Origin of the sequence: Mesorhizobium sp. (assembly GCF_041661565.1) — a bacterium.
Lineage (GTDB): Bacteria > Pseudomonadota > Alphaproteobacteria > Rhizobiales > Rhizobiaceae > Mesorhizobium.
In genome coordinates this window covers 1-22,449 of the sequence record NZ_JBAZUD010000084.1, presented here as the reverse complement: position 1 = coordinate 22,449, position 22,449 = coordinate 1, and the positions used below count along the sequence as shown (strand labels likewise).

18 protein-coding genes and 2 tRNA genes are annotated in these 22,449 nt (G+C 62.3%); 9 read left to right on the top strand and 11 right to left on the bottom strand.

Features of this window, described 5'->3' with window-relative positions; translation table 11 throughout:
• The coding region (locus tag WC739_RS15865) for an ABC transporter ATP-binding protein (RefSeq protein ID WP_372953976.1) at window positions 1–658 on the top strand (658 nt) is incomplete at its 5' end.
• Window positions 655–1,668 (top strand): ABC transporter ATP-binding protein, encoded by a 1,014-nt coding sequence (locus tag WC739_RS15860; protein WP_372953975.1) that lies wholly within the window; start codon window positions 655–657, stop codon window positions 1,666–1,668. The genes WC739_RS15865 and WC739_RS15860, both read left to right, overlap by 4 nt.
• Here WC739_RS15860 and WC739_RS15855 read toward each other — a convergent pair.
• Window positions 1,665–3,134, bottom strand: a complete 1,470-nt coding sequence (locus WC739_RS15855; RefSeq protein ID WP_372953974.1) for a M81 family metallopeptidase — start codon at window positions 3,132–3,134, stop codon at window positions 1,665–1,667. The two genes, WC739_RS15860 and WC739_RS15855, sit on opposite strands and share 4 nt — an antisense overlap.
• Before the next feature lie 157 nt (window positions 3,135–3,291).
• Between WC739_RS15855 and WC739_RS15850 the strand changes: the two genes are divergently transcribed.
• The gene (locus WC739_RS15850; protein ID WP_372953973.1) at window positions 3,292–4,551 is read left to right on the top strand and encodes an amino acid deaminase; all 1,260 of its coding nucleotides are present in this window, start codon (window positions 3,292–3,294) and stop codon (window positions 4,549–4,551) included.
• A 25-nt stretch (window positions 4,552–4,576) separates the two neighbouring features.
• Here WC739_RS15850 and WC739_RS15845 read toward each other — a convergent pair whose 3' ends face one another.
• Complete coding sequence (locus tag WC739_RS15845) at window positions 4,577–6,214, bottom strand: serine hydrolase domain-containing protein (protein ID WP_372953972.1); 1,638 nt, start codon at window positions 6,212–6,214, stop codon at window positions 4,577–4,579.
• Between the two features lie 131 nt (window positions 6,215–6,345).
• Window positions 6,346–6,421, bottom strand: a tRNA-Val gene (locus WC739_RS15840).
• A gap of 216 nt (window positions 6,422–6,637) precedes the next feature.
• Between WC739_RS15840 and WC739_RS15835 the strand changes: the two genes are divergently transcribed.
• Window positions 6,638–6,714, top strand: a tRNA-Asp gene (locus tag WC739_RS15835).
• Window positions 6,715–7,911: 1,197 nt separating this feature from the next.
• A complete protein-coding gene (locus WC739_RS15830; RefSeq protein ID WP_372953971.1) occupies window positions 7,912–9,384 on the top strand; it encodes a pilus assembly protein TadG-related protein in 1,473 nt (490 codons plus the stop codon).
• A 111-nt stretch (window positions 9,385–9,495) separates the two neighbouring features.
• Here the strand turns inward: WC739_RS15830 and rbsK are convergent, their stop codons facing one another.
• The 3 genes from rbsK to WC739_RS15815 are packed head-to-tail and all read right to left on the bottom strand — an operon-like array spanning window position 9,496 to window position 11,964.
• Window positions 9,496–10,425 carry a ribokinase gene (gene rbsK / locus WC739_RS15825; protein WP_372953970.1) on the bottom strand — a complete coding sequence of 310 codons (930 nt, stop codon included), beginning with the start codon at window positions 10,423–10,425 and terminating at the stop codon, window positions 9,496–9,498.
• Between the two features lie 4 nt (window positions 10,426–10,429).
• Window positions 10,430–10,882, bottom strand: a complete 453-nt coding sequence (locus tag WC739_RS15820) for an RbsD/FucU family protein (protein WP_372953969.1) — start codon at window positions 10,880–10,882, stop codon at window positions 10,430–10,432.
• 23 nt (window positions 10,883–10,905) lie between these two features.
• Window positions 10,906–11,964 (bottom strand): ABC transporter ATP-binding protein, encoded by a 1,059-nt coding sequence (locus WC739_RS15815; protein ID WP_372953968.1) that lies wholly within the window; start codon window positions 11,962–11,964, stop codon window positions 10,906–10,908.
• Between the two features lie 285 nt (window positions 11,965–12,249).
• Here WC739_RS15815 and WC739_RS15810 point away from each other — a divergent pair, with 285 nt between their 5' ends.
• From WC739_RS15810 to WC739_RS15800, 3 genes are all read left to right on the top strand, one after another.
• Window positions 12,250–13,914 (top strand): ABC transporter substrate-binding protein, encoded by a 1,665-nt coding sequence (locus tag WC739_RS15810; RefSeq protein WP_372953967.1) that lies wholly within the window; start codon window positions 12,250–12,252, stop codon window positions 13,912–13,914.
• An 89-nt stretch (window positions 13,915–14,003) separates the two neighbouring features.
• Window positions 14,004–15,110, top strand: a complete 1,107-nt coding sequence (locus WC739_RS15805) for a carbohydrate ABC transporter permease (RefSeq protein WP_372953966.1) — start codon at window positions 14,004–14,006, stop codon at window positions 15,108–15,110.
• A gap of 6 nt (window positions 15,111–15,116) precedes the next feature.
• Window positions 15,117–16,034, top strand: a complete 918-nt coding sequence (locus tag WC739_RS15800; protein WP_372953965.1) for a carbohydrate ABC transporter permease — start codon at window positions 15,117–15,119, stop codon at window positions 16,032–16,034.
• A gap of 1 nt (window position 16,035) precedes the next feature.
• Here WC739_RS15800 and WC739_RS15795 read toward each other — a convergent pair whose 3' ends face one another.
• The gene (locus tag WC739_RS15795; RefSeq protein ID WP_372953964.1) at window positions 16,036–16,779 is read right to left on the bottom strand and encodes a creatininase family protein; all 744 of its coding nucleotides are present in this window, start codon (window positions 16,777–16,779) and stop codon (window positions 16,036–16,038) included.
• Window positions 16,780–16,782: 3 nt separating this feature from the next.
• Window positions 16,783–17,349 (bottom strand): SIS domain-containing protein, encoded by a 567-nt coding sequence (locus tag WC739_RS15790; protein ID WP_372953963.1) that lies wholly within the window; start codon window positions 17,347–17,349, stop codon window positions 16,783–16,785.
• A gap of 141 nt (window positions 17,350–17,490) precedes the next feature.
• Here WC739_RS15790 and WC739_RS15785 point away from each other — a divergent pair, with 141 nt between their 5' ends.
• The gene (locus WC739_RS15785) at window positions 17,491–18,513 is read left to right on the top strand and encodes an aldo/keto reductase (protein ID WP_372953962.1); all 1,023 of its coding nucleotides are present in this window, start codon (window positions 17,491–17,493) and stop codon (window positions 18,511–18,513) included.
• An 84-nt stretch (window positions 18,514–18,597) separates the two neighbouring features.
• Here WC739_RS15785 and WC739_RS15780 read toward each other — a convergent pair whose 3' ends face one another.
• The 3 genes from WC739_RS15780 to WC739_RS15770 form a co-directional block, all read right to left on the bottom strand.
• Complete coding sequence (locus tag WC739_RS15780; RefSeq protein WP_372953977.1) at window positions 18,598–18,870, bottom strand: HU family DNA-binding protein; 273 nt, start codon at window positions 18,868–18,870, stop codon at window positions 18,598–18,600.
• A 196-nt stretch (window positions 18,871–19,066) separates the two neighbouring features.
• Entirely contained in the window at window positions 19,067–21,478 is a 2,412-nt protein-coding gene (lon, locus tag WC739_RS15775; RefSeq protein WP_372953961.1) for an endopeptidase La, read from the bottom strand.
• A gap of 307 nt (window positions 21,479–21,785) precedes the next feature.
• A partial coding sequence (locus WC739_RS15770) for an AAA family ATPase (protein WP_372953960.1) occupies window positions 21,786–22,449 on the bottom strand: 664 nt, incomplete at its 5' end.

Below are 22,449 nucleotides of genomic sequence, written 5' to 3'. Positions count from 1 at the left end.
ACGTATCGGCGAGCAGGTGGTCGAGGTCATCCGCCGCCACCAGCGTCTCGACAAGGTGGCTGCCACCAGCAAGGCCGCGGGCCTGCTGCGCGACATGCTGATCAGCGAGCCGGAACGGATCATGCAGGCTTATCCGTTCGAGCTCTCCGGGGGCATGCGGCAGCGCGTGCTGATTGCCATGGCCTTCTCCTGCGAACCCAAGCTCATCATCGCCGACGAACCAACGACCGCGCTCGATGTGACGGTGCAGGCGCTGATCCTGAGCCTGATCAAGCAAAAGGCGCGCAGCACCGGCACGGCCGTCGTCTTCATATCGCACGACATGGCGGTGGTGTCGCAGCTTTGCGACCGGCTCTATGTGCTCTACGCCGGACGGGTGGCGGAAGCGGGCACGACCGCCTCGGTGCTGGCGGCGCCAGCCCATCCCTACACGCGCGCGCTGATACGCTGCCTGCCCGGCCTTGCGCCACCCAAGCAGATGCTGGAGCAGATCCCCGGCACCTTGCCGGACCTGCTCGATCCGCCCGCCGGATGCCTGTTTCGGGCCCGCTGCCGCGAGGCCAATGACCGCTGCGTCGCGGTGCCGCCGCTCGCCACCATAGAGCCCGCCCGGCGCGCTGCATGCTGGCGCCGCATCGAGGAGACGCAAGCCGCGTGACGACCGAGCCCCCTCTCCTCTCCGTCGAAGACGTCGAAGTCCGCTATCGCGTGACCTCGGGCTGGTTCGGCGGGGCCGATGTCCATGCCGTCAACGGCGTCTCCTTCAGCGTGGCCGAAGCCGAGACCATCGGCATCGTCGGCGAATCGGGCTGCGGAAAGTCCACACTCGGCCAGGCGATCCTCGGCTTGACCAGCATTGCAGCGGGCTCGATCAAGCTGCGGGGAACCGAGCGCGACCATTCACGGCGCACTCACATGCAGATCATCTTCCAGGATCCGCAGTCGTCGCTCGATCCCCGCCTCCCCGTTTGGCGCCTGATCACCGAACCCCTGCATATTCGCGGCGGCCATACACGCAAGGAACTCATCGATCGCGCGACCGAACTGGCGGTTTCGGTCGGCCTGCGACCGGAACATGTCGACCGCTATCCGCACGAATTCTCGGGTGGTCAGCGCCAGCGCATCGCGATTGCCAGGGCGCTCGCGGTCGAGCCGGCGCTGCTGGTGCTCGACGAGCCGACTTCGGCCCTGGACGTTTCGGTGCAGGCACAGATCGTCAACCTGCTGCTGTCGCTGCAGGCGGAGCGAAGACTATCCTATGTGCTCATTTCCCATGACGTGTCGCTGGTGCGCCACGTGGCCGATCGCGTCGCGGTCATGTATCTCGGCCAGATCGTCGAAGAAGGCCCGACGCTCGACGTGCTTGACGCGCCGAAGCATCCCTATACCAGAACGCTGCTCGATGCCGTTCCGAGTTTCGATCGGCCGCTGGCCTCGATCGCACCCCGCGCCGGCGAGTTGCCGAGCAACCGGACGCTGCCGACCGGTTGCTTTTTCCGAGAGCGCTGCCCCTCCGCGACGACCGGCTGCGAACTGCCGCAGGTCCTGGTGCCCGCCGACGGCTTGCGAGCGGTTCGCTGTCACCTGGTCACGCGCGTGAACGAGACAACGCTCCCGCGCCCGGCGCCACTATCGACCTCATTCTTATCGAACGACGCAACCGCTTAAGCCGCATCGGCGGCGAATGGGTCTTCCACCTTCGGCCAATAGGAGTTCTTGAGCTTCGTGTAGGGGATCGAAGCGAAGTTGGGTTGGGTTGCGCCGGGCGGGGCACAAAAAAGGATGCGGTTGGCGATCGGCGCAAAGCCCGCCTGGAAATGGTAGTTGGACTTGACGACGATGATGCGTTTGCCGGCCGGATCAAGGCCGAGCGCGGTCATGCAATCGGGATGAAAGACCTGCGTGCGCACGGTGTTGATGATCAAGTCGATGCCGCTGTCGGTGGTGACCCAGGCAGCGTCGCCCAGCGGCCAGGGCATGGTGCCGAAGCGCTGCGTCAGATCACGGCCGAGGCCGTTCACGGTGACGCGCAGGTCCATCGGCATGCCGGAAAAGACGCCGCATTTGCCGCCGACGCGAAGATCGATGGTCCCGCCGACGCCTGCCTCGACACAGAAGCGATAAGCGATCGGATCCCAGTACATCGCGCTGGCGACATTCGTAATGCCACGCTCGACCAACCGCCGCAGGATATAGGTTGAATCGCCCGGCGCGCCACCTCCGGCATTGTCGGACACATCGGCTATCACCACCGGCCCTTCCGGCTCGGCGAGTGCGAGATCCAGCGCCTCGTCGATGCCGAGGAACTTCGGGGTGAGCTCATGTCGAAGGGCAAAGAGCTGTCTGCCAAAATTCTCCGCCGTGCTCTCGGCCAGCGGCTTGTCGCCATCGGTGACCACCAGCATCCGGGCGCCGACATCTTCGACATCGCCATGGGGAAAGCCATGGCCAAGCGAAACCGACAGGATGCCATCCTTGCTTTCGGCCGCGGTCATGCTGTCGACAAAGCCGCGCATCGGCTGCTCCTGCACGCGAAAGGTGCTGATCATGCGGCAGTCGTACAGCGCCATCACGGGCCGGACCTTGCCTTCCACCGTGTCGACGATGATCCGGTAGAGTTCGCCGGCGCGATCCATGATGTCGGTGTGGGGATATTCCTTGTAGGCGATGATCGCCGTGGCGTTGTCGACCATCTTGCGGGTCGTGTGGCAATGCAGGTCAAGTTCCGCGCCGACCGGAATGTCCGGGCCGACAATTGCGCGAACACGCGCCAGCAGGTCGCCCTCCGTGTCGTCATAGCCCTCCGCGACGAAGGCACCGTGCAAGGCGAGCAGCACGCAGTCGACGGGCATGGCCGCCTTGAGTTCGCTGATGATTTCGTCGCGGAACTGCTCGTAGACGTTGCCGATGGTGATGCCGCCCGGCTCGGCACAGACGCAAAGGCTTTCGATGATCTCGTGCCCGTCCGCCTCGCCGCGCTGGCGCCAGACATAGAGCTGGCACGACGGTTCGTTGAGCGCCTTGGTGGTGGCGTCGCCGCGGGCAATGCCCATCTCCTCGAAGCTGTGGTAGCCCGTGGGGATGGGCGCGAAGGTGTTGGTCTCGGTATCCATGCCCGCCATGAAAATTCGCATCGTGCCCTCTTTGACGGTGTTTCGTTTAAGAAAAATCTTTTCTTATCATCAAACCATTCTATGGTTCATGCAAGCGCCATGCGGGTGGAAAACGCGGCATCGACCATGTCGCGCCACAGTCCACGCCGACGGCGATTCATGATGGAAGCAGACGCCCATGAACCTCGATCCCCTGAACGACCTGATCCTCGACGAGGCCACGAAAGGCATTCCGCCGGGGATCTCAGCCCGCCTGCTCGACGTCGGAAGCATGGGCTGGAACCTGATGCGGGGCGATGTCCCGCTTCCAGCGGCCGTGCTCCGCGAATCCGCGCTCGATCACAATTCGCGCTGGATGCAGGATTTTGTTGCCAAGCGAAACGCGGTGATTGCACCGCACGTGAAGACCACGATGGCGCCCCAGATCATGGAGAGGCAGCTTCGTGACGGTGCCTGGGGCGTGACCGTCGCCACGCTGCATCAGCTGAAGGTCTGTCGCCGTTTCGGCATCGAGCGAATTGTGCTGGCCAACCAACTCGTCGGCAGGCTCGAACTCGACGCCCTGGTGGCAGAACTGAGTGCATCGCCGGGCCTGGATTTCTTCATGCTTGTGGACAGCCTGGAAGGCGTCCAGGCGGCAAGCGAAGCAGTGCGGCGCGCTGGAGCAAAGGCTCGTCCCATCCAGGTCCTGGTCGAGCGCGGATACCAGGGCGGCAGGACAGGATGCCGTGACAACGAAAAGGCCCTCGCAATCGCGCGCGCGGCCCACGCGGCCCCGGAACTGAAGCTTTGCGGCGTCGAAGCCTTCGAGGGCCTGCTAAAACCGAAGAACGGTGGCCCCGCGGATGCGGTCGCCGCCTTCGTCGATGAGATCGTAGCGCTTTTTCACAGCTGTGCGACAGAAGCTCTGTTCGAACGCTCAACGCCGATGGTCACGGCGGGTGGCTCATCCTTCTATGACATCGTGGTGGACGGTCTGGCCGGCACTGGCGCCCAGGTCGTCACGCGCAGCGGTTGCTATGTCAGCCACGATTCCGGCATCTACCAGGCCGAGCAGCAGCGCATCCTGGCGGCGACCGGCGAGCCTGTCGGGTTGATCAATGCGCTGGAAATCTGGACCCATGTGCAATCATGCCCGGAGCCGGGCCTGGCGATACTGACCGCCGGCAAGCGCGATTTCGGCACCGATTCCGGCCTGCCGGTTCCCCTCCTGATTTCGCGCGACGGCGCAATGCCAGAAACATTGGGAGGTTGCGAGGTCTTCGCCAGCAATGACCAGCACGCCTATATGCGCTATCCGCAAACGGCCGCGGTCAAGATCGGCGACCGCATCGGACTGGGCATCTCGCATCCTTGCACCACATTCGACAAATGGGATGTACTGCTTCTCGTGAACGATGCCTACGGCATAACAGGCGCGGTGAAGACCTACTTCTGAGGCAGGCACTTCGTTTCGGCGGCACTCACACCTGTTCAGGCATTGTCCGCGCCAGGAACATCGGCCCGACGCGGATGCCGGTCCTGCCGGTTGCGTCGACCGCGCCGAGTTCCAGCGTCTCGCCCTCGTAGAGCAGGCCGTGCATCCGGTAGGTGCCATCCGCCAACGGCTCGCAATGGTGCGAGCAGAAATATTCGATCAGGCAGTTGAGGCGACCGTCGGCGTAGGAAAGATAGGTCGGGTTGAATGCAGGGCCGTAAACGCCGAGATGGGGTTGCAGCGTTGCCGGAACCGGCTGCCCGGACGCCACCCGGCGCGTCCAGTCCTTACCCTTCCAGGTCAGGGTCTCGGCCGCGAGATCGTAGGAGAGATCAAGGTAGGGGTAATCCGCTTCCGGCCCGTAGACGCGGCCGTCGATGACGAAACTGTCGCCGCCGCTATACCTGACCTCCAGCGGCACTCCCTCGCCCATCAGATAGAGACGCACACCGCTTGCGCGCAGCTCCGCCGTTTCGGCGAGACCGGCCGCTTGATACAGACCGGGCATGACCTTCAGATGGGCTTCTGACAAAGGCAGGTACGAAGCCTCCTGCTTGGGCATCGTCCCCATTTTCCGCGCTGCTAGACCAACCTGCAAGGCGCGACGCGCCAGCCGGTCGGCTATCTGGTTGCTGAAATCGAGGGTCGAGAACACCAGCGCGGCCAGCCCCGCATGCGGCAGAACGAGAAGCTGCGTGGCATAGCCATAGACGGCGCCGCCATGGCCGATCGATTTCCAGCCATCGACATTGCCGGTGCCAAAGCCCAGGCCGTAACCCGCGAGGCTGCCTGTATAGCCCGCCGGCCGCCGGCCGACCGGCTTCCACATCGTCTCCAGAGAGCCCGGCGACACCACGCAATTGCCGTCGGATGCGAACCCGCCGCGCAGGAGACAGATCGCGAATCTCGCCATGTCGGAAACGGTCGAATAGACGTTGCCGGCGGGCACGCCGCCGAGATCGAAGATCGGCGCCGGCAGATCGCCGGAGATGGTCCACATCGAGGCCGGCGCGAGCCTGTCCCTCACATCCGCCGACAGGGAAAAGTGCGTATCGTCCATGCCAAGCGGCAGCAGGATATTCGCGCTCACATAGTCGGCATAGGCCAGACCGCTGACGCGCTCTATCACCGCGCCGGCGACGGCGATGCCCGCATTGGAATAATGCATTACGCCGGCATGCGGGTCGGCCTTCAGCACCGAGGTTTTCAGACCGTCCACCGTGAGCGCGAGGGGCGGATTGCTGTCATCGAGATAATGACCGGCCTCCGCCTCCCTGACCATGCCGGCAGTGTGGCTCATCAGCTTGCGCAGCGTGATGTCGGGCTCCGAAGTCGGCCCTTCCTGCACCCGGAACGGGTTCTCCGGGTCGAAACCTGGAATGTATCGCGAAACGGGAGCGTCGATGTCCACAATGCCCCGTTCGGCCAACTGCATGATGCCGATGGCGGTGAACATTTTCGTCAGCGAGCCGATCCGAAACAGCGTGCGGTCGTCGAGCTGACGCGTGGCGTCTGGATGGGTGACATGACCCGCGGCGAGCGTTCCGTCCCGGTCCGTCAACGCATAGGATATCGACGGAATCCGCTTGTCGCGAACCTGGCGGGAAACGAATTCTTCAATCACGAGAGAAGGGTTGTCGTGCATGATCCAGCTGTCTGCCAGCGGCGATCCGGACGATCTGCCGGAGCCCTCTTTTACAAGACAACCCCGGGTCATTCGACTGTACGGAAAACGCCGGTTGTCAGCACGTTGAATGGTGGGCGATGACGGGCTCGAACCGCCGACATCTTCGGTGTAAACGAAGCGCTCTACCAACTGAGCTAATCGCCCGCTCCGGCCGGACCTTTAAGCGGTCGGGGTCTCCTTCGCAAGACAAAATGAGCGCCGGCCGAGGCGGTTAAATGACGGATTTGCCGATAAAACGCCGGCTGTCAAAAAACCTTCTCCTGTTTGCCGTTATGCTGTCCCACCGCGCTTGACACCCGGTGGCGAACCCCTTATCCAGCGCCCCAACGACGAACACGGCTGACACGTGCTCGTCAATGCGCGGGTGTAGCTCAGTTGGTTAGAGTGCCGGCCTGTCACGCCGGAGGTCGCGGGTTCGAGCCCCGTCACTCGCGCCATTTTCAATCACTTGGATGGTTGGAAATGGCCAAAAGTCTGAATGCCAAACGGCAATTCAGACTTCTTCCGCTTTTGCTCCGAAGAGCGTGCGGCCTGCACGGGGCCCTTCGCGGGCCAATGGACTTCCACCCCGTTCCCACTCTTCGGAATTCGGACTGTCAACTGGCATCCGCCACTGACCCTCAGTCAGGTTCAGGGCGCCGTCGGCGGCGGTACCCGACTCGCCAGCTGTCGTTCTGAACGTTGTCGCCGAACGGGCGCTCAGCGCCGCAATTTGGGTCTCGAGAAACCCCACGTCCCATAGGTCCAGTCGACACAGTCGAGCATCTTCCGGTTAAGGTTCGTCAAACCACCGGGGTTTCTTGTTTTTGTGCCATAGAAAGTAAAGGCCAACGAAACTTACCAGTCGTCCTGCATTGTCGCGCTCATCGCGATTCAACGCTTGATAGGTCTTGACCGTGAGCGCGCCTCCCGAAAGCGGGATACGGATTCTCATCGCGGATATCCTTGTTTGTGCGGTGCACAAATACAAGCTTCCCCCCCATAGCAGGGAAGTCAAGAAGAAACGCTGAAGGTGGCTGCCCAAGCCTCCAGCGGACCGTCGCCGGCCCGCGCGATACCAATCGCTTGGTGGCGCGAATCGAGGCCAACGACACGGAACAGCAAAAGCGCGCGGACCACACAAGAACGGCTTTAACTCTCACTGGATGGTGCCGAGAATCTTCCGGCCTTTGCTTCCGCAAGCAAGCGCATGAGTATTTCGCGATTTGCTGAATCCTTTTCCGTCTCAAGCTTCTTTTCGAAGTTCTTGATGTTTTCGAGATGTACGAAGACGTTATATCTGCCTGGCATCGCGCGCTCCTTTCAGGAGGGCTGTTCTGGCGAGCCGGCACGCTATGCCCTTCCCCGCAGCGTGTCCAATCAATCCGCGAGGTTAAACTGACATTGCCGGAGGTTGGCGGCCGAGGCTACCAGATCGTCGATCGCCGGATTGGCGACTTCAGGTGCTTGCAAGCGACATGGGCGTCGGATGAATTGCCGCCTTGCCTAGCCAAGATCATGCCGGATGCCGCGTGCCGCATTGTGTACAGTTTTAGGTATTTGTCCCCGGTTTACCAATAGTCAACTCTAAAAAGAAACCGATATTCAACGGCCGTCCTTTAGAATGTAGTGAAATAGATGGGGTGGGCTCGTAGATGTTGAATGCATTTTTCAGATCCGAACGCGGCAATCTGGCAATCCTTGGCGCGCTGTGCATGGTGCCATTGATCCTGACCATGGGCATGGCGGTAGACTACACGCGCCTGGCCGCGGCTCGTAGCCGGCTGCAAACGGTTGCCGATGCCGCGGCGCTGGCCGTCGCCAGTTCCAAGGAAACGGACCAGGGGCGCATGCGGACAATGGCCGAGGCCTATGTCGCGGCCAACCAGACCGACCCGTCGGTGGAGAACACCCAGATTGCATCGCTCGCCGCCAACGACGGCAAGGTCGATATCGCTCTCACCGCCGATGTCCCGCTGACATTCATGCGTATAGCGCGTCTGGATACGATGAATGTGGGCGTTTCGGCCTTGGCCATGCGCGCAGTGACTGGCAGTTTCGAACTCGCTTTGGTGTTGGACAACACCTGGTCGATGTCCGAAACGGACAGTTCCGGCGTTTCCAAGATCGCTACGCTCAAAAGCGCTGCCAGCAGCCTGGTCAATCAACTCCTCGCCAGCAGCGATGCCAATGTCAAAGTGGCGCTGGTCCCCTATGCCGACTATGTCAATGTCGGCGTCGCGAACCGGTCGGCAAGCTGGCTCAACGTCCCGGCCGACTACAGCACCACCCCCGCTCCCAAAACCTGCCAGACCTTGACCACCAAGAGTGTCTGCGTCTCCAAGACGCCCACCTATGCCTGCACCAAGACCATCGACGGCGTGGTCGAGCCGGCGACCTGCGGCGGCGTCTGCACGTACGAGACCCAGACCGTTGCCCCTTACCAGTCCTGCACCGGCGGCGGTTCGCCGACAAACTACAAGTGGTTCGGCTGCGTCGGGTCGCGCACGACCACGACCGCCAAAGTCGCCGACCGTCTCAACGACAACAACCCGTCCAGCAAGTACCCGGGCTACCTCGACACGTCACAGAAGTGCCTTAACCCGATCGCGCCTCTTTCGAAGGACAAGCAGTCGATCCTTACGGCCATCAACAGCATGATCATCAACATCGGTACTGGCTACAAGCCAAACACCTACATCCCCGCCGGGCTAATCTGGGGCCAGAACATGTTGTCGCCCACCGAGCCGTTCACCGAGGGCGCAGCATATGATGCCAAGAATACAAATCCGCGCAAAGTGCTCGTGCTGATGACGGATGGTGAAAACACGCTTCGTTTCAACCAGTCGGATGGCAAGCACGTCGCCTTGAGCGGCACGGCAGCGACGGCCGCTACACAGACAACGCAGGTCAACACGGACACCGTCTCGATCTGCACCTACATAAAATCGCACAATATCGAGGTCTTCACGGTGGCGTTCATGGTGGACAATGATGCATCGAGAAAGATGCTCACCGACTGCGCCACGGATGCAACGCATTTCTACGATGCCTCCGACGCCGCTAAGCTCGCCGCCGCCTTCCAGGGCATCGGAGACTCCTTGCAGCAGGTTCGTCTCGCACGATAGGCTTGCCGGCGTTGTCTAGGCTGCGCGCCGCGGTCTTACCCATCGCCGACGAACCCTTAATGTTCCGATATGAAATCCCTGTCTTGGGATCAGGGCGGGCCTGACGGGCGGTCACCCGCTGGCCAGCAAGGCGTCGACCTCCTGCAGCGTCGGCATCGACGGCGCTGTTCCGGGCCGGGTCACCGAGATGCCGGCGACAGCGCAAGCGAAGCGAACCGCTTGCAGCGGCTCGACACCCCGAGACAAGGCCGCCGCCAGGCCGCCATTGAACGCGTCACCGGCCCCGGTGGTCTCGACCACGGGTCCTGCATTGACGGCGGGGACATGGTCTGAGCGGCTCTTCGAATGCAGAAGCGCACCCTTGTCACCCAGGGTGACGATGACAGTCCCGACGCCCTTGCCCAGCAGACTGTCGGCGGCGCGACGGGCCTCGTCGACGGACGAAACCTTCATTCCGGTCAGTTCCTCCGTCTCGGTCTCATTGGGGGTGAGATAGTCGCACAACGCGTAGATGCGGTCGGGAAGCGTCGCGGCGGGTGCGGGATTGAGGATGGTCGTCACCCCTGCCCCGCGCGCGATCTCCAGGGCCCGCAGCGCGGCATCGATCGGCTGTTCAAGCTGCGTGACAAAGACGCCGGCCGAGCGGATCAGTTCGCCGTTGGCCTCGATATCGGCTGGCGTGATCAGCATGGCAGCGCCCGGGCTGACGATGATGGCGTTGTTGCCGGTTGTCTCCTCGACAAAGATATAGGCCGCCCCGGTGTAGCTTTCCGGCGTGTCGATAACGGCATTTTTCACCCCCGCATCCGCCCAGGTCCGTCGGGCCATATCGGCGAAAGGATCGACGCCGAGACGGGTAAGGAAAGTGACATCGGCGCCCAGCTTGCCGGCGGCCACCGCCTGGTTCGAGCCCTTGCCGCCCGGCCCGAGCTTGAACGAATTGCCGAGGATCGTCTCGCCGATGCGCGGCTGGCGGTCGGCGCGATAGGCGGTGTCGGCCACGAAGACGCCGAGGACGACGACAGGCTTTCCAGCGGTCATGCCTCTACTCCGCGTCCGGCGGGACGACGCCCTTGCGGAAGGCGAAACAGCCATAGAAGCGGCGCTCGCCGGTCTGGATGACGCAATAGGCCTGCTTGGCGCGCTCGTAGAAGGCGTAGCGCTCCACGGATATCATCGGCCAGGCCTTGCCCTCGGCCTTGTCGATTTCTTTCTGGACTTCCGTCTGCACCGGGGGGATCTCATCGGGCTTGCCGACGATCTCCATGCGCGCCGCTGCATCGTCGACGAACGTGTCCAGCGGGTAGAGCGACAGCACGGCCTTCACCACCTCGGACGCCGGCGCATCGATGCGCAGCAGCTTGCCGTGCACCGTCTGCTTCGCCACCGAATCGGCTGGAAAGTTGGTGTCGGCGATGATCAGGTCATCGCCATGTCCCATCGCCCGCAATGCCTGGAGCACGTCGGCGTTGAGCAGCGGATTGATCCCTTTAAGCATTACGGTCCTCAGGCTGTTGGAGGTCAGAGACGGCGGCCGGTTTCCGCGTCGAACAGGTGAATCTGGTCGAGCCTCGGCTTTAATGTCAGCGTGTCGCCGGGCTTGAAGTCGTGGCGCTCGCGAAACAACGCCACCATCTCGCCCTCGCCGAAGCGCAGGAACACCAGCGTTTCCGAGCCGGTCGGCTCGACCACCGAAATCTTCGCCGGCACGCCATCGGCCTGGATTTCGAGATGCTCCGGCCGGATACCATAGACAACGGCCTGGCCGTCCCGCGCGGCATTGTCGGCGGCGACCGGGAACAATGTCCCGGCGATTTCGACGCCGTTCTTTTCGCCCTTGCGCATGACGCCCTTGAGCAGATTCATCGAAGGCGAGCCTATGAAGCCGGCGACGAACAGATTGGCCGGCCGGTCGAACAGTTCCAGCGGCGCGCCGACCTGCTCGATGCGACCGTCGCGCATGACGACGATCTTGTCGGCCATGGTCATGGCCTCGATCTGGTCATGGGTGACATAGATGGTCGTCGTCTTCAGCCGCTGGTGCAGTTCCTTGATCTCGGTGCGCATCTGAACGCGCAGCTTGGCGTCCAAATTGGACAGCGGCTCGTCGAAGAGGAAGACTTGCGGATTGCGCACGATGGCGCGGCCCATCGCGACGCGCTGGCGCTGGCCGCCCGAGAGCTGGCGGGGATAGCGCTTCAGATAGGGATTGAGGTCGAGGATGTCGGCGGCGCGCTTGACCCGCTCCGCGACGATGGCCGGATCGGTCTTCCGTAGCTTGAGGGCAAACGCCATGTTCTGCTCGACCGTCTTGTGCGGATAGAGTGCATAGTTCTGGAACACCATGGCGATGTCGCGCTTGGCCGGCGGCAGGTGATTGACGACGCGGTCGCCGATGGTGATCGTGCCTCCGGAGACGGTTTCCAGGCCGGCCACCATCCTCAGCAACGTGGACTTGCCGCAACCGGAAGGCCCGACCAACACCACGAACTGTCCATCAGCGATGTCGACGCTGACTTCGTGCAGCACCTTGACGGTTCCGAACGCCTTGGCCACCTTGCTGATCGCGACTTGCGCCATGAACTCCCCTTCCGGCTCCCAGTGCCGTGGACGCCGAAGCTACCCAACGCGACCTGTCAGGGCAAGTCGGTCTCTTATAGATAAAAACCCGTTTACGTTGACACGGCGTTTGGTTGTGAGAATAGTAACAGCGCTGATCCAAATGTCGGAGCCGATCCGCTATCGGAACTTAGATTGAGCAGGTGGGGTCCTGCATAATTCGTTTACGGCTGGGAGAAACGCTGGCGCTCCAGCGTCCGACGTTGGGCACATCCATTCACACTGATGATCCGGGAGGAATAGTCGATGAGAACAGGTCTTTACGAAAAACTGGTCAAAGCCGGCGCCACGAGGCGCGACATATTGAAAGGCGCGGCCAGCATGGCCGCCATCGCTGCTGCGTCGGGAGCCGGGCTTGGTGCCTTGACGCGCCCCGCGTCGGCGGCAAGCGAACTGCGCACCAAGATCCTGCAGATCCCCGGCGTCGGCAAGGGCCAGCCGACGGACGCAGACTTCCAGAAAGTCGGTGAACTCTGCCTCGAGGCAACCAAGGCCAACGTCAAGGAAGGCGAGTTCGCCGGTGTCGAGCTGACCTTCATGGGCCTCAACAATCAGAACCTGCACAATGTCCTGTTCCGCGGCTTCCTGAAGCCATGGGAAACCTATACGGGCGCCAAGATCAACTGGATCGACCTGGCCCAGGCCGACTACAACGCGCGCCTGCAGCAGTCGATCGCCACCGGCACCGTCGATTTCGACATCATCGAGATGGGCGCGCCGTTCGAAGGCGATGTCTGCGGCAAGGGCCTGACCTCCGAAATGCCGGACTGGGTCAAGAAGCAGATCGATTTCGACGATCTGGTCAGCTACCTCAAGCCGCCCGTCGGCACCTGGGACGGCAAGCAGTATCGCGTCACCGTCGACGGCGACGCCCACAACTTCAATTACCGCAGCGACGTGTTCGCCGATCCCGACCTTGCCAAGGCCTGGAAGGACGGCGGCGGTGAAGGCGAATGGGGCGTGCCGAAGACCTGGCAGCAGGTCCAGGCCGTGACCAAGTTCCTGAAGGGTAAGAAGCTCAAGGACCAGGACGTCTACGGCTATCTCGATGCGCCCAAGCCGTGGGGCGGTTTCGGCTTCTACTTCCTTGGCAGCCGCGCCACCGCCTATGCCAAGCATCCCGACGACAAGGCCTGGCTGTTCGACGCCGACACGATGAAGCCGCGCATCAACAACCCGGCCTGGGTGCGCGCCATCCAGGACGTCATCGACGCGTTGCCATCCGAACCCGCCGACCAGATCAACGCCGATCCGAACACCACCGCCTTCCAGCAGTTCCTGGCCGGCACCGGCTCGATGGTCACCTGGTGGGGCGACGTCGGCTCCAACGTCAAGACCAACGACACCTCGGTCATCGGCGACGTCACGGGCTTCTCGATCCTGCCGGGCTCCGACGACGTCTACAATTCGAAGACGGGCCAATGGGACAAGCTCGCCAGCGGCCCGAACTATGCCCCCAACTGCGCCTATCTCGGCTGGGGCGTCTATGTCATGGCCCGGGTCGACAGCGACGAGAAAAAGAAGAAGGCGGCCTGGTCGGCCGCGGCCCATCTCGGCGGCAAGGACTTGTCGATCTGGACGGCGATGTATCCATCGGGCTTCCAGCCCTACCGCAACTCGCATTTCGACATCCCGGAATGGGTGGCGGCCGGTTATGACGAGGCCTTCATCACCTCCTACCTCAAGTCGGAGTCCGACAGCTACAACCACCCCAACGCGGCGATCGAGCCGCGCATCCCCGGCATCTTTCAATATTACAGCGCCGCCGAGGATATCCTGGCCAACACCTTCGCCGGCAAGATGAAGGCGCAGGAAGGCGCCGACGCCATTGCCGCGGCCTGGGAGAAGCTGACCGACCAGATCGGCCGCGACAACCAGATCAAGCTCTACAAGGCCTCGCTGGGCGTGTAGGCTGGGCTATGAACCGTGGTCCGGCGGCAGCGCCGGACCACAGCCGACCGGCTCCGGCTCATCGATGAGCCTTCAAACGGGCGAGATTTGTGGCTGACCAGACTTCGACCGCAAGCCAGTGGCCGGCAGACGCCGTCCCTTCCGACCTGATCCCGCCGGGCCGCAAACGCCTTGGCCGGGGGCTGATGGCGGCCGCGACGCTTGGCCTGCTGGCGACCATCGTGATCGAGCTTTTCTACAAGGCCGACGCCGACACCTGGCGCCCGGCCGTCTATGCCTATGTGCTGTGGGGCGTGGCCATTGGCGCCGGCCAGGTGCTGACGCGCGGCGAGGACGGCCAGCGCGCGCTGTTCCTGCTGCCGGCGCTGCTATTCACCATCGCCATGGTCATCTTCCCGACGCTGTTTGGATTCTACATCGCGCTGACCGATTGGAACCTCTCCTCCTTCAGCGGCCGAAAGTTCAACGGGCTCGACAATTTCTGGCAGATGCTGGCCGACCCCTACTACCGCAACGCGCTGTTCAACATGGTGCTCTACGTGCTGGCGGTTTCGGTCGAATATGTCATTGCCTTTGGCCTGGCGCTGCTGCTCAACGCACAGATCCGCGCGCGGAAATTTTTCCGGGTGGTGTTTCTGATGCCGCTGATGCTGTCGCCGGTCGCGGTGTCGTGGATGATCGGCAAGTCGCTCATGGAGTACCGGTTCGGGCCGGCCGCGACGCTGGCGCGCCATCTCGGTTGGGAAAACCCAGCCTTTTTCTCGGACCCGATCATCGCACGCATATCGATCATGATCCTGGACGCCTGGACGTTCATTCCGTTCATGATGATCATGCTGCTGGCGGGGCTGCAGGCCATGTCGAGGGAGGTGCTTGAAGCCGCCCGGGTCGACGGCGCCAATGCGTGGCAGACCTTCTGGCAGGTCACCTTCCCGCTGATGCTGCCGGTATCGGTGACGGCGGTGATCCTGCGCATCATCTTCAAGTTGAAGCTCGCCGACATCATCATCACGGTGACGTCTGGCGGCCCTGGCGGCGCCACCGATTCCGTGTCTAGCTTCATCTACCGCGAATATCGCGACCGCTCGAATGTCGGCTACGGAACCATGCTGGCGATGGCCTATCTGGTCATCATCGTCGTGTTCGTCACCTGGCTGTTGAAGTTCGCCAACCGTTTCGTCCGCAACGTGAATTAGGTAGAGATGAGCGTTCAGACCACCGACTATGTCGCTTCGGAGATCCGCTCGCCGGCGAGTTTCTTCGCCAGCCGCCTCTTCATCTATGGCGCCCTGACAGTCTGGGCCTTCATCTGCTTGTTCCCGATCTACTGGACGGTGACGACCTCATTCAAGACGGCGGTCGACGTCACCCAGGGCCATCTCATTCCCTTCGTCGATTTCCAGCCGGACTGGAAAGGCTGGCGCTCGCTCGGCCTGTCGCCGGATTCGATCTTCCAGACCTCGACGGTGCGAGAGGAGTTCCTCAAGCGCTTCATGAATTCGGTCATCACATCGGTCGGTGCATCGAGCCTCGCCATCGTCATCGGCAGCCTGGCGGCCTACGGGCTCACCCGCTACCGCTACCAGTTCGCCTGGTTCAGGAACGAGGACATCTCGTTCTTCTTCCTGTCGCAGCTGATCCTGCCGCCGGTGGTCCTCGCCCTGCCCTTCCTGGTGCTCTACCGGGAAGTCGGCCTGCTCGATACGCGTGTCGGTCTGATCCTGCTCTATACGCTGATGGTGCTGCCGATCGTCATCTGGATCATGCGCGACCAGTTCAACTCGATCCCGGTCGAGCTCGAGGAAGCGGCGCTCGTCGACGGGCTGTCGATCTGGGGCGCTTTCCTGCGAATCGTCATCCCGATCGCGCTACCGGGCATGGTCGCCGCCTTCATCCTGGCCATGGTGCTGTGCTGGAACGAGTATTTCTTCGCCGCGCTTCTGACATCGACCGACGCCAAGACAATTCCCGTCATGGTGGCGAGCCAGACAGGCTCCCAAGGCATCAACTGGTGGTCGATGGCAGCCCTTGCGACCGCGGCCATCGCGCCGCTCGCCGTCATCGGCATCGCGCTCGAACGCTATTTGATCATGGGGATGACGGCCGGCGCGGTGAAATAGCCTACGCCGAGAGCGTGGCGCGCAAATTATCCATGATCATGGCGACGCCCTGTTGCCCGAGTTCCGCCGACGCCTCCTTGGCGCTCGCCGTGTACCAGCCGGTGTTGTCGACGAAGTGAGCAGCATCGACAGCCTCGGGACATAGTGCCAGCATCAGCGATGTCTCGCCTATGCCGGCATGGTCGAACGGGTATTTGCCGTTCATCGTGGCCGGCATCAGCGGATGCACCCGCACCCAGTTGAAGAAATTCTCCCCGGCGGCGTGCCCGTCATAGTAGTCCGCCATCGTCTCGGAGCCCCACCAGCCCTCGCCGCGCTGCTTTTCCAGGAAGCGGAAGATCGCTTGCCGGCCGGCGGTCTTGAACGCCAGATCGGTCGGCATGCCGGCAGCGAAGTTCTCGGTCTGGTGGTGGATGAAGGCATGGATGTTGCGGAAGCCGATGCGCAGCAGGCTGTAGAACAGCTCCTCGCCGAACGGAGCCAAGGCATTGCCGCCGACCTGCACCGAACCGCTGCCTTCCGGCGGCGCCACGGCATAGCTAGCCGCGCCGTAGTAGAAGGGCGGCAGGATGACTATGTCCCTCTCCTTCTCCAACAGTTCCAGCGTCTTGACGACGACCAGCGTGTCCATGCCTACGGCCATGTGCTCGCCGTGGTATTCCAGCACGCCGAGCGGCAGTACCACCGGCCAGTTCTCGGCTATTGCCCTGCGGATCTGGTGTGGGAGCATCAGTTCATAGCGCATGATCTATTCCATGTTGGTGTGGCGGGCGCGCATCGCCTCGGGCGACGCGCCGATCAGATCCCTGAGCTTCAGCACCATCACTTCGAACAACAGGAACAGCGCGCCTTCGAACACCGAACCCATCGGCAGGACGGATTTCTTTCGCGAACCCTGGTCATCGGCCATCGTCTGCGCCGGGATGAGCAGCGTGAAATCGGCGCGTCCTGCCGCAGTGCCTTCAGCCTGAGCAGTCAAGAGGAGGTTGGTTGCGCCTGCGTCATGGGCAACCCGCATCAGTGTCAGCACGGTCGATGTCTCGCCGGGCCCGGAGCTGGCCAGGAAGACGTCGCCCGGCCCAACGGGCGGCGTGGTCATGTCGCCGACCACCGAGACCGGCAGGCCGAGATGATGGAGCCGCATGGCGAAACCCTTGACCTGCAAGGCCTCGCGGCCGCAGCCATAGACGACGATCCGTTTGGCTTCGACCAATAGCTTGCAGGCGGCGTCGATGCGGCCTTCATCAACGCGCGCCAGCACGGCGCCAAGTTCGGCAAGCGCGGTTTCAAACACGGTTCCGTTCTTGTCGCTCACCGCACCCTCGAATGTCCACGAACAGCTTGATTTCGTTCATGCTATCAACCGCGAAAATGCGTGTCCAACGCTGCGCGATGCTTTTGCCGCGCCACAGGCATGATAGTGTCATGTCAGACAAATCGAGTGAGGCAACAGGACATGAAGACACGGCATTTCGACCGCATCGGCAATGGCGGCATCACCTTCACCGAACTCGGCTTCGGCACGGCGCCGCTCGGCAATCTCTACCGTGCGGTACCGGACCAGGAGGCCAACGCCACGCTCGAGGCAGCCTGGGCGAGCGGCTGCCGTTACTACGATACCGCGCCGCTCTACGGGCTTGGCCTGTCGGAAACGCGGCTCAACCCCTTCCTTCGCGGCAAGAGCCGCGACGACTATGTGCTGTCGAGCAAGGTCGGCCGCATCATGCGCGCCTGCCCGCCGGAAGAGCGAACGGGGATCGGCAAGTTCTTCGACACGCCTTCGCGCCGGGAGGTCTACGACTACAGCTATGACGGCGTCATGCGCTCGTTCGAAGCCTCCCTGGAGCGCCTTGGCGTCGACCGCGTCGACATCCTCTTCGTCCATGATGTCGACATCTTCACCCATGGCAGCAAGGAGGCGTCCGACCAGCGCATCGAGGAATTCATGCGCTCCGGCTATTACGGCTTGCTCTCCCTGCGCGACCAGGGCGTCATCAAGGCGTTCGGTGGTGGCATCAATGAATGGCAGGTCGCCCAGACGCTGGCGGAGCGCGGCGATTTCGACCTGTTCCTGCTCGCCGGCCGCTACACATTGCTCGAACAGGACGCGCTGGCATCCTTCCTGCCGCTCTGCCAGGCGCGCGGCATCGGCATCGTTCTCGGCGGACCATACAATTCCGGCATTCTTGCAACAGGACCGAAGCCGGGCGCCTATTACAACTACAGTGAAGCGCCACAAGACGTCATCGACCGCGTCACGCGCATCGAGGCGGTCTGCAAGCGGCATGGCGTGCGCTTGATCGAGGCGGCGTTGCAGTTTCCGCTGCTGCACCCGTCGGTCGTCTCCGTGATCCCCGGCGGTCAGAGGCCGGGCGAAGTCGAAAGCAACCGCTCACTGCTGGATGCAAACCTTCCCGCCGCCCTCTGGGCCGACCTCAAGCAGGAAGGCCTGATGCGTCCCGACGCGCCGACCGCGTAAGCTGCGGCGGCCGGAAGGCCATCGGTTCGGGGCAAAAAAGAAAAGCCGGGCGAGCCCGGCTTTTCTGGTCTATGCAAAAAGTACTTAGTTGACTGCGTCCTTGAGGCCTTTGCCGGCCGAGAACTTCGGCACGGTGCGCGCAGGAATCTGCACTTCGGCACCAGTCTGCGGATTGCGGCCGGTGGAAGCAGCACGCTTTGACACCGTGAAATTGCCAAAGCCCACAAGCCGGACATCGCCGCCCTTCTTCAGTTCGCCGGAGATAACGGAAAACACCGCATCGACCGCCGACTGCGCGTCACCCTTCGAAATGCTCGCGGCTTCAGCGACAGCGGACACCAGTTCGTTCTTGTTCATAAAAATTCCCTTCCATGAGAACACCGGAACGATAGACTCATCCGGCAGGAAACGGACTTTAGAAAGAAGCGTTCCCGCAACCAAGTCCAAATGCCTTAGAAAAAGCGGAAAAAGCCCGGAAATGCTGGGTTTCTCACATGAAAAAGCCGGGCGTGAAGCCCGGCTCTCTCTTTGTGCATAGCAACATTAGTTACTACTAATGCGCAAGCGTCTTGCTGGCGTCGTCCGCTGCATCGGTCGTGGCCGGAGGATTGACAGGCTCGACCCATTCAATTGGCTCCGGCATGCGCACCAAGGCATGGCGCAACACCTCACCGACCCGTGCGACCGGGATGATTTCCATCCCGTTCTTCACGTTGTCCGGAATCTCCGCCAGATCCTTGGCATTGTCTTCCGGGATCAGCACCTTCTTGATGCCGCCGCGCAAGGCGGCAAGCAGCTTCTCCTTCAAACCGCCGATCGGCAGCACCCGCCCACGCAGCGTGATCTCGCCCGTCATCGCAACGTCCGCCTTGACCGGGATGCCGGTCAGTACGGAGACGATGGCGGTCGCCATCGCAACGCCGGCCGACGGTCCGTCCTTCGGCGTGGCGCCTTCCGGCACGTGGACGTGGATGTCACGCTTGTCGAACAGCGGCGGCTCGATGCCGAAATCGATGGCGCGCGAGCGGACATAGGAAGCCGCCGCCGAAATCGATTCCTTCATCACGTCGCGCAGATTGCCGGTCACCGTCATGCGGCCCTTGCCGGGCATCATGACACCTTCGACCGTCAGCAGTTCGCCGCCGACTTCCGTCCAGGCAAGCCCGGTCACCACACCGACCTGATCGTCGGCCTCGACCTGACCGAAGCGGAAGCGCGGGACACCCAGGTAGTCGGCGAGGTTCGCCGCCGTGATGTTGACCGTCTTCGTCTTCGTCTTCAGGATCTCGGTCACCGCCTTGCGGCCGAGTTTCATCAGTTCGCGCTCCAGGCTTCTGACGCCCGCTTCACGGGTGTAGGTCTGGATGATGGCGCGGATCGCGTCCTCGCCGACGGAGAACTCCTTCGGCTGCAGGGCATGGTCGCGCACCACCTTCGGCATCAGGTGCCGCTTGGCGATTTCGATCTTCTCGTCCTCGGTGTAGCCGGCGATACGAATGATCTCCATGCGGTCCATCAAGGGCGCCGGGATGTTCAGCGTGTTCGCCGTCGTCACGAACATCACGCTCGACAGGTCGTATTCGACCTCGAGGTAATGGTCCATGAACGTCGAGTTCTGTTCCGGATCGAGCACCTCAAGCAGAGCCGACGACGGATCGCCACGGAAGTCCTGGCCCATCTTGTCGATCTCGTCGAGCAGGAAGAGCGGGTTGGACTTCTTCGCCTTCTTCATCGACTGGATGACCTTGCCGGGCATCGAGCCGATATAGGTGCGCCGATGGCCGCGGATCTCCGCCTCGTCACGCACGCCGCCAAGCGCCATGCGGATGAATTCGCGACCGGTCGCCTTGGCGATCGACTTGCCGAGCGAAGTCTTGCCGACGCCGGGAGGGCCGACGAGGCACAGGATCGGCCCCTTCAGCTTCTTCTGGCGGCTTTGCACGGCGAGATACTCGACGATGCGGTCCTTCACCTTGTCGAGACCGAAATGGTCGGTGTCGAGCACGTTCTGCGCGAAGGCGAGATCCTGCTTGACCTTGGAGTTCTTGCCCCACGGTATCGACAGGATCCAGTCGAGATAGTTGCGCACGACCGTTGATTCAGCCGACATCGGCGACATCGTCCGGAGCTTCTTCAACTCGGCTTCCGCCTTTTCGCGGGCCTCCTTGGAGAGCTTGGTCTTTTTAATGCGCGCCTCGATCTCGGCGGCCTCGTCGCGGCCGTCCTCGCCTTCGCCGAGCTCCTTCTGGATCGCCTTCATCTGCTCGTTGAGGTAGTATTCACGCTGGGTTTTCTCCATCTGGCGCTTGACGCGCGAGCGGATGCGCTTCTCCACCTGCAGGACGGAGATTTCGGCTTCCATGAAGCCCATGGCCTTTTCCAGCCGCTCCTTGACCGAGAGCGTCGCCAGCATCTCCTGCTTCTCGGGGATCTTGATGGCGAGATGCGAGGCCACGGTGTCGGCGAGCTTGGAATAGTCGTCGATCTGGCTGGCCGCGCCCACCACTTCGGGCGAGATCTTCTTGTTCAGCTTGACGTAGTTCTCGAAGTCGGTGACGACCGAACGAGCCAACGCTTCAACCTCGACCTCCTCCTCTTCCGGCTCGACCAGTGCCGCGGCGCTGGCCTCGTGGAAGTCGGGACGGTCGGTGAACGCAATGATCTTGGCACGCGAGGCCCCCTCGACCAGAACCTTGACGGTGCCGTCGGGAAGCTTCAGCAATTGCAGCACATTGGCGAGCGTGCCGATGTCGAATATGGCATCGGGTTCGGGATCGTCGTCCGCCGCGTTCATCTGGGTGGCGAGCAGGATCTGCTTTTCCTGACCCATCACCTCTTCCAGCGCCTTGATCGACTTTTCGCGTCCGACAAAGAGCGGAACGATCATGTGCGGGAACACCACGATGTCGCGCAATGGGAGAACTGCGAAAACGCCGTCGCTGGGAGCCTTGGATACTTTGGCCATTGTCCAACCTTTCATGTCGCGGCCGCCAAACAGCCAACCGCGATTCTCATATTAACGACCGGGGATCGTTCCGCCTACCACCGTTTGTGACGGGAGTTTTACAGCACAGAAATCGGGCACCTCGGCCTTCCCCAATTAGTTGGATGCACTACCCACAAAGATCAAGGGGCAACGCCAAATCCGCCTCCCCCAACTTGCCCGCGCGTGACACATTTGCGACGGCCAGACCGCGCTGGCCCACAAATCATTGGCCGACAGCAAAACGGCGCCTTGCGGCGCCGTTTCAGAATTCCGCTGTGGGCTCATGTCAGGCGCTGACATTGCCCTTCTTTTCCTTCTGTTCGGAATAGATGTAGAGCGGCCGGGCGCTGCCGGTCACCACTTCCTCCGAAATCACCACCTCACGCACGCCTTCGAGCGCCGGCAGTTCGAACATCGTATCGAGCAGGATCGCTTCCATGATCGAGCGCAGTCCGCGCGCGCCGGTCTTGCGCTCGATGGCGCGCTTGGCGATCGCCGACAAGGCATTCTCGTGGAAGGTCAGGTCGACATTCTCCATCTCGAACAGTCGCTGATACTGCTTGACCAAGGCGTTCTTCGGCTCGGTCAGGATCTGGATCAACGCCGGCTCGTCGAGGTCCTCCAGCGTCGCCAACACTGGCAGACGGCCGACGAACTCCGGAATGAGGCCGAACTTCAACAGATCTTCGGGCTCGACCAGACGAAAGACATCGCCGGTGCGGCGATCCTCGGGCGAGGCGACGATGGCGCCGAAGCCGATCGAGGTCTTCCTGCCGCGATCCGAGATGATCTTGTCCAGGCCGGCGAAGGCGCCGCCGCAGATGAACAGGATGTTGGCGGTGTCGACCTGCAGGAACTCCTGCTGCGGATGCTTGCGGCCGCCCTGTGGCGGCACGGAGGCGACGGTGCCTTCCATGATCTTCAGCAGCGCCTGCTGCACGCCTTCGCCC

What these genes read in the sequence shown, in the direction of transcription:
- WC739_RS15855 (WP_372953974.1), bottom strand. Translation starts at nt 3,134, where the DNA reads ATGCGAATTTTCATGGCGGGCATGGATACCGAGACCAACACCTTCGCG.
- WC739_RS15850 (WP_372953973.1), top strand. Translation starts at nt 3,292, where the DNA reads ATGAACCTCGATCCCCTGAACGACCTGATCCTCGACGAGGCCACGAAA.
- WC739_RS15830 (WP_372953971.1), top strand. Translation starts at nt 7,912, where the DNA reads ATGTTGAATGCATTTTTCAGATCCGAACGCGGCAATCTGGCAATCCTT.
- rbsK (WP_372953970.1), bottom strand. Translation starts at nt 10,425, where the DNA reads ATGACCGCTGGAAAGCCTGTCGTCGTCCTCGGCGTCTTCGTGGCCGAC.
- WC739_RS15820 (WP_372953969.1), bottom strand. Translation starts at nt 10,882, where the DNA reads ATGCTTAAAGGGATCAATCCGCTGCTCAACGCCGACGTGCTCCAGGCA.
- WC739_RS15815 (WP_372953968.1), bottom strand. Translation starts at nt 11,964, where the DNA reads ATGGCGCAAGTCGCGATCAGCAAGGTGGCCAAGGCGTTCGGAACCGTC.
- WC739_RS15810 (WP_372953967.1), top strand. Translation starts at nt 12,250, where the DNA reads ATGAGAACAGGTCTTTACGAAAAACTGGTCAAAGCCGGCGCCACGAGG.
- WC739_RS15800 (WP_372953965.1), top strand. Translation starts at nt 15,117, where the DNA reads ATGAGCGTTCAGACCACCGACTATGTCGCTTCGGAGATCCGCTCGCCG.
- WC739_RS15795 (WP_372953964.1), bottom strand. Translation starts at nt 16,779, where the DNA reads ATGCGCTATGAACTGATGCTCCCACACCAGATCCGCAGGGCAATAGCC.
- WC739_RS15785 (WP_372953962.1), top strand. Translation starts at nt 17,491, where the DNA reads ATGAAGACACGGCATTTCGACCGCATCGGCAATGGCGGCATCACCTTC.
- WC739_RS15780 (WP_372953977.1), bottom strand. Translation starts at nt 18,870, where the DNA reads ATGAACAAGAACGAACTGGTGTCCGCTGTCGCTGAAGCCGCGAGCATT.
- lon (WP_372953961.1), bottom strand. Translation starts at nt 21,478, where the DNA reads ATGGCCAAAGTATCCAAGGCTCCCAGCGACGGCGTTTTCGCAGTTCTC.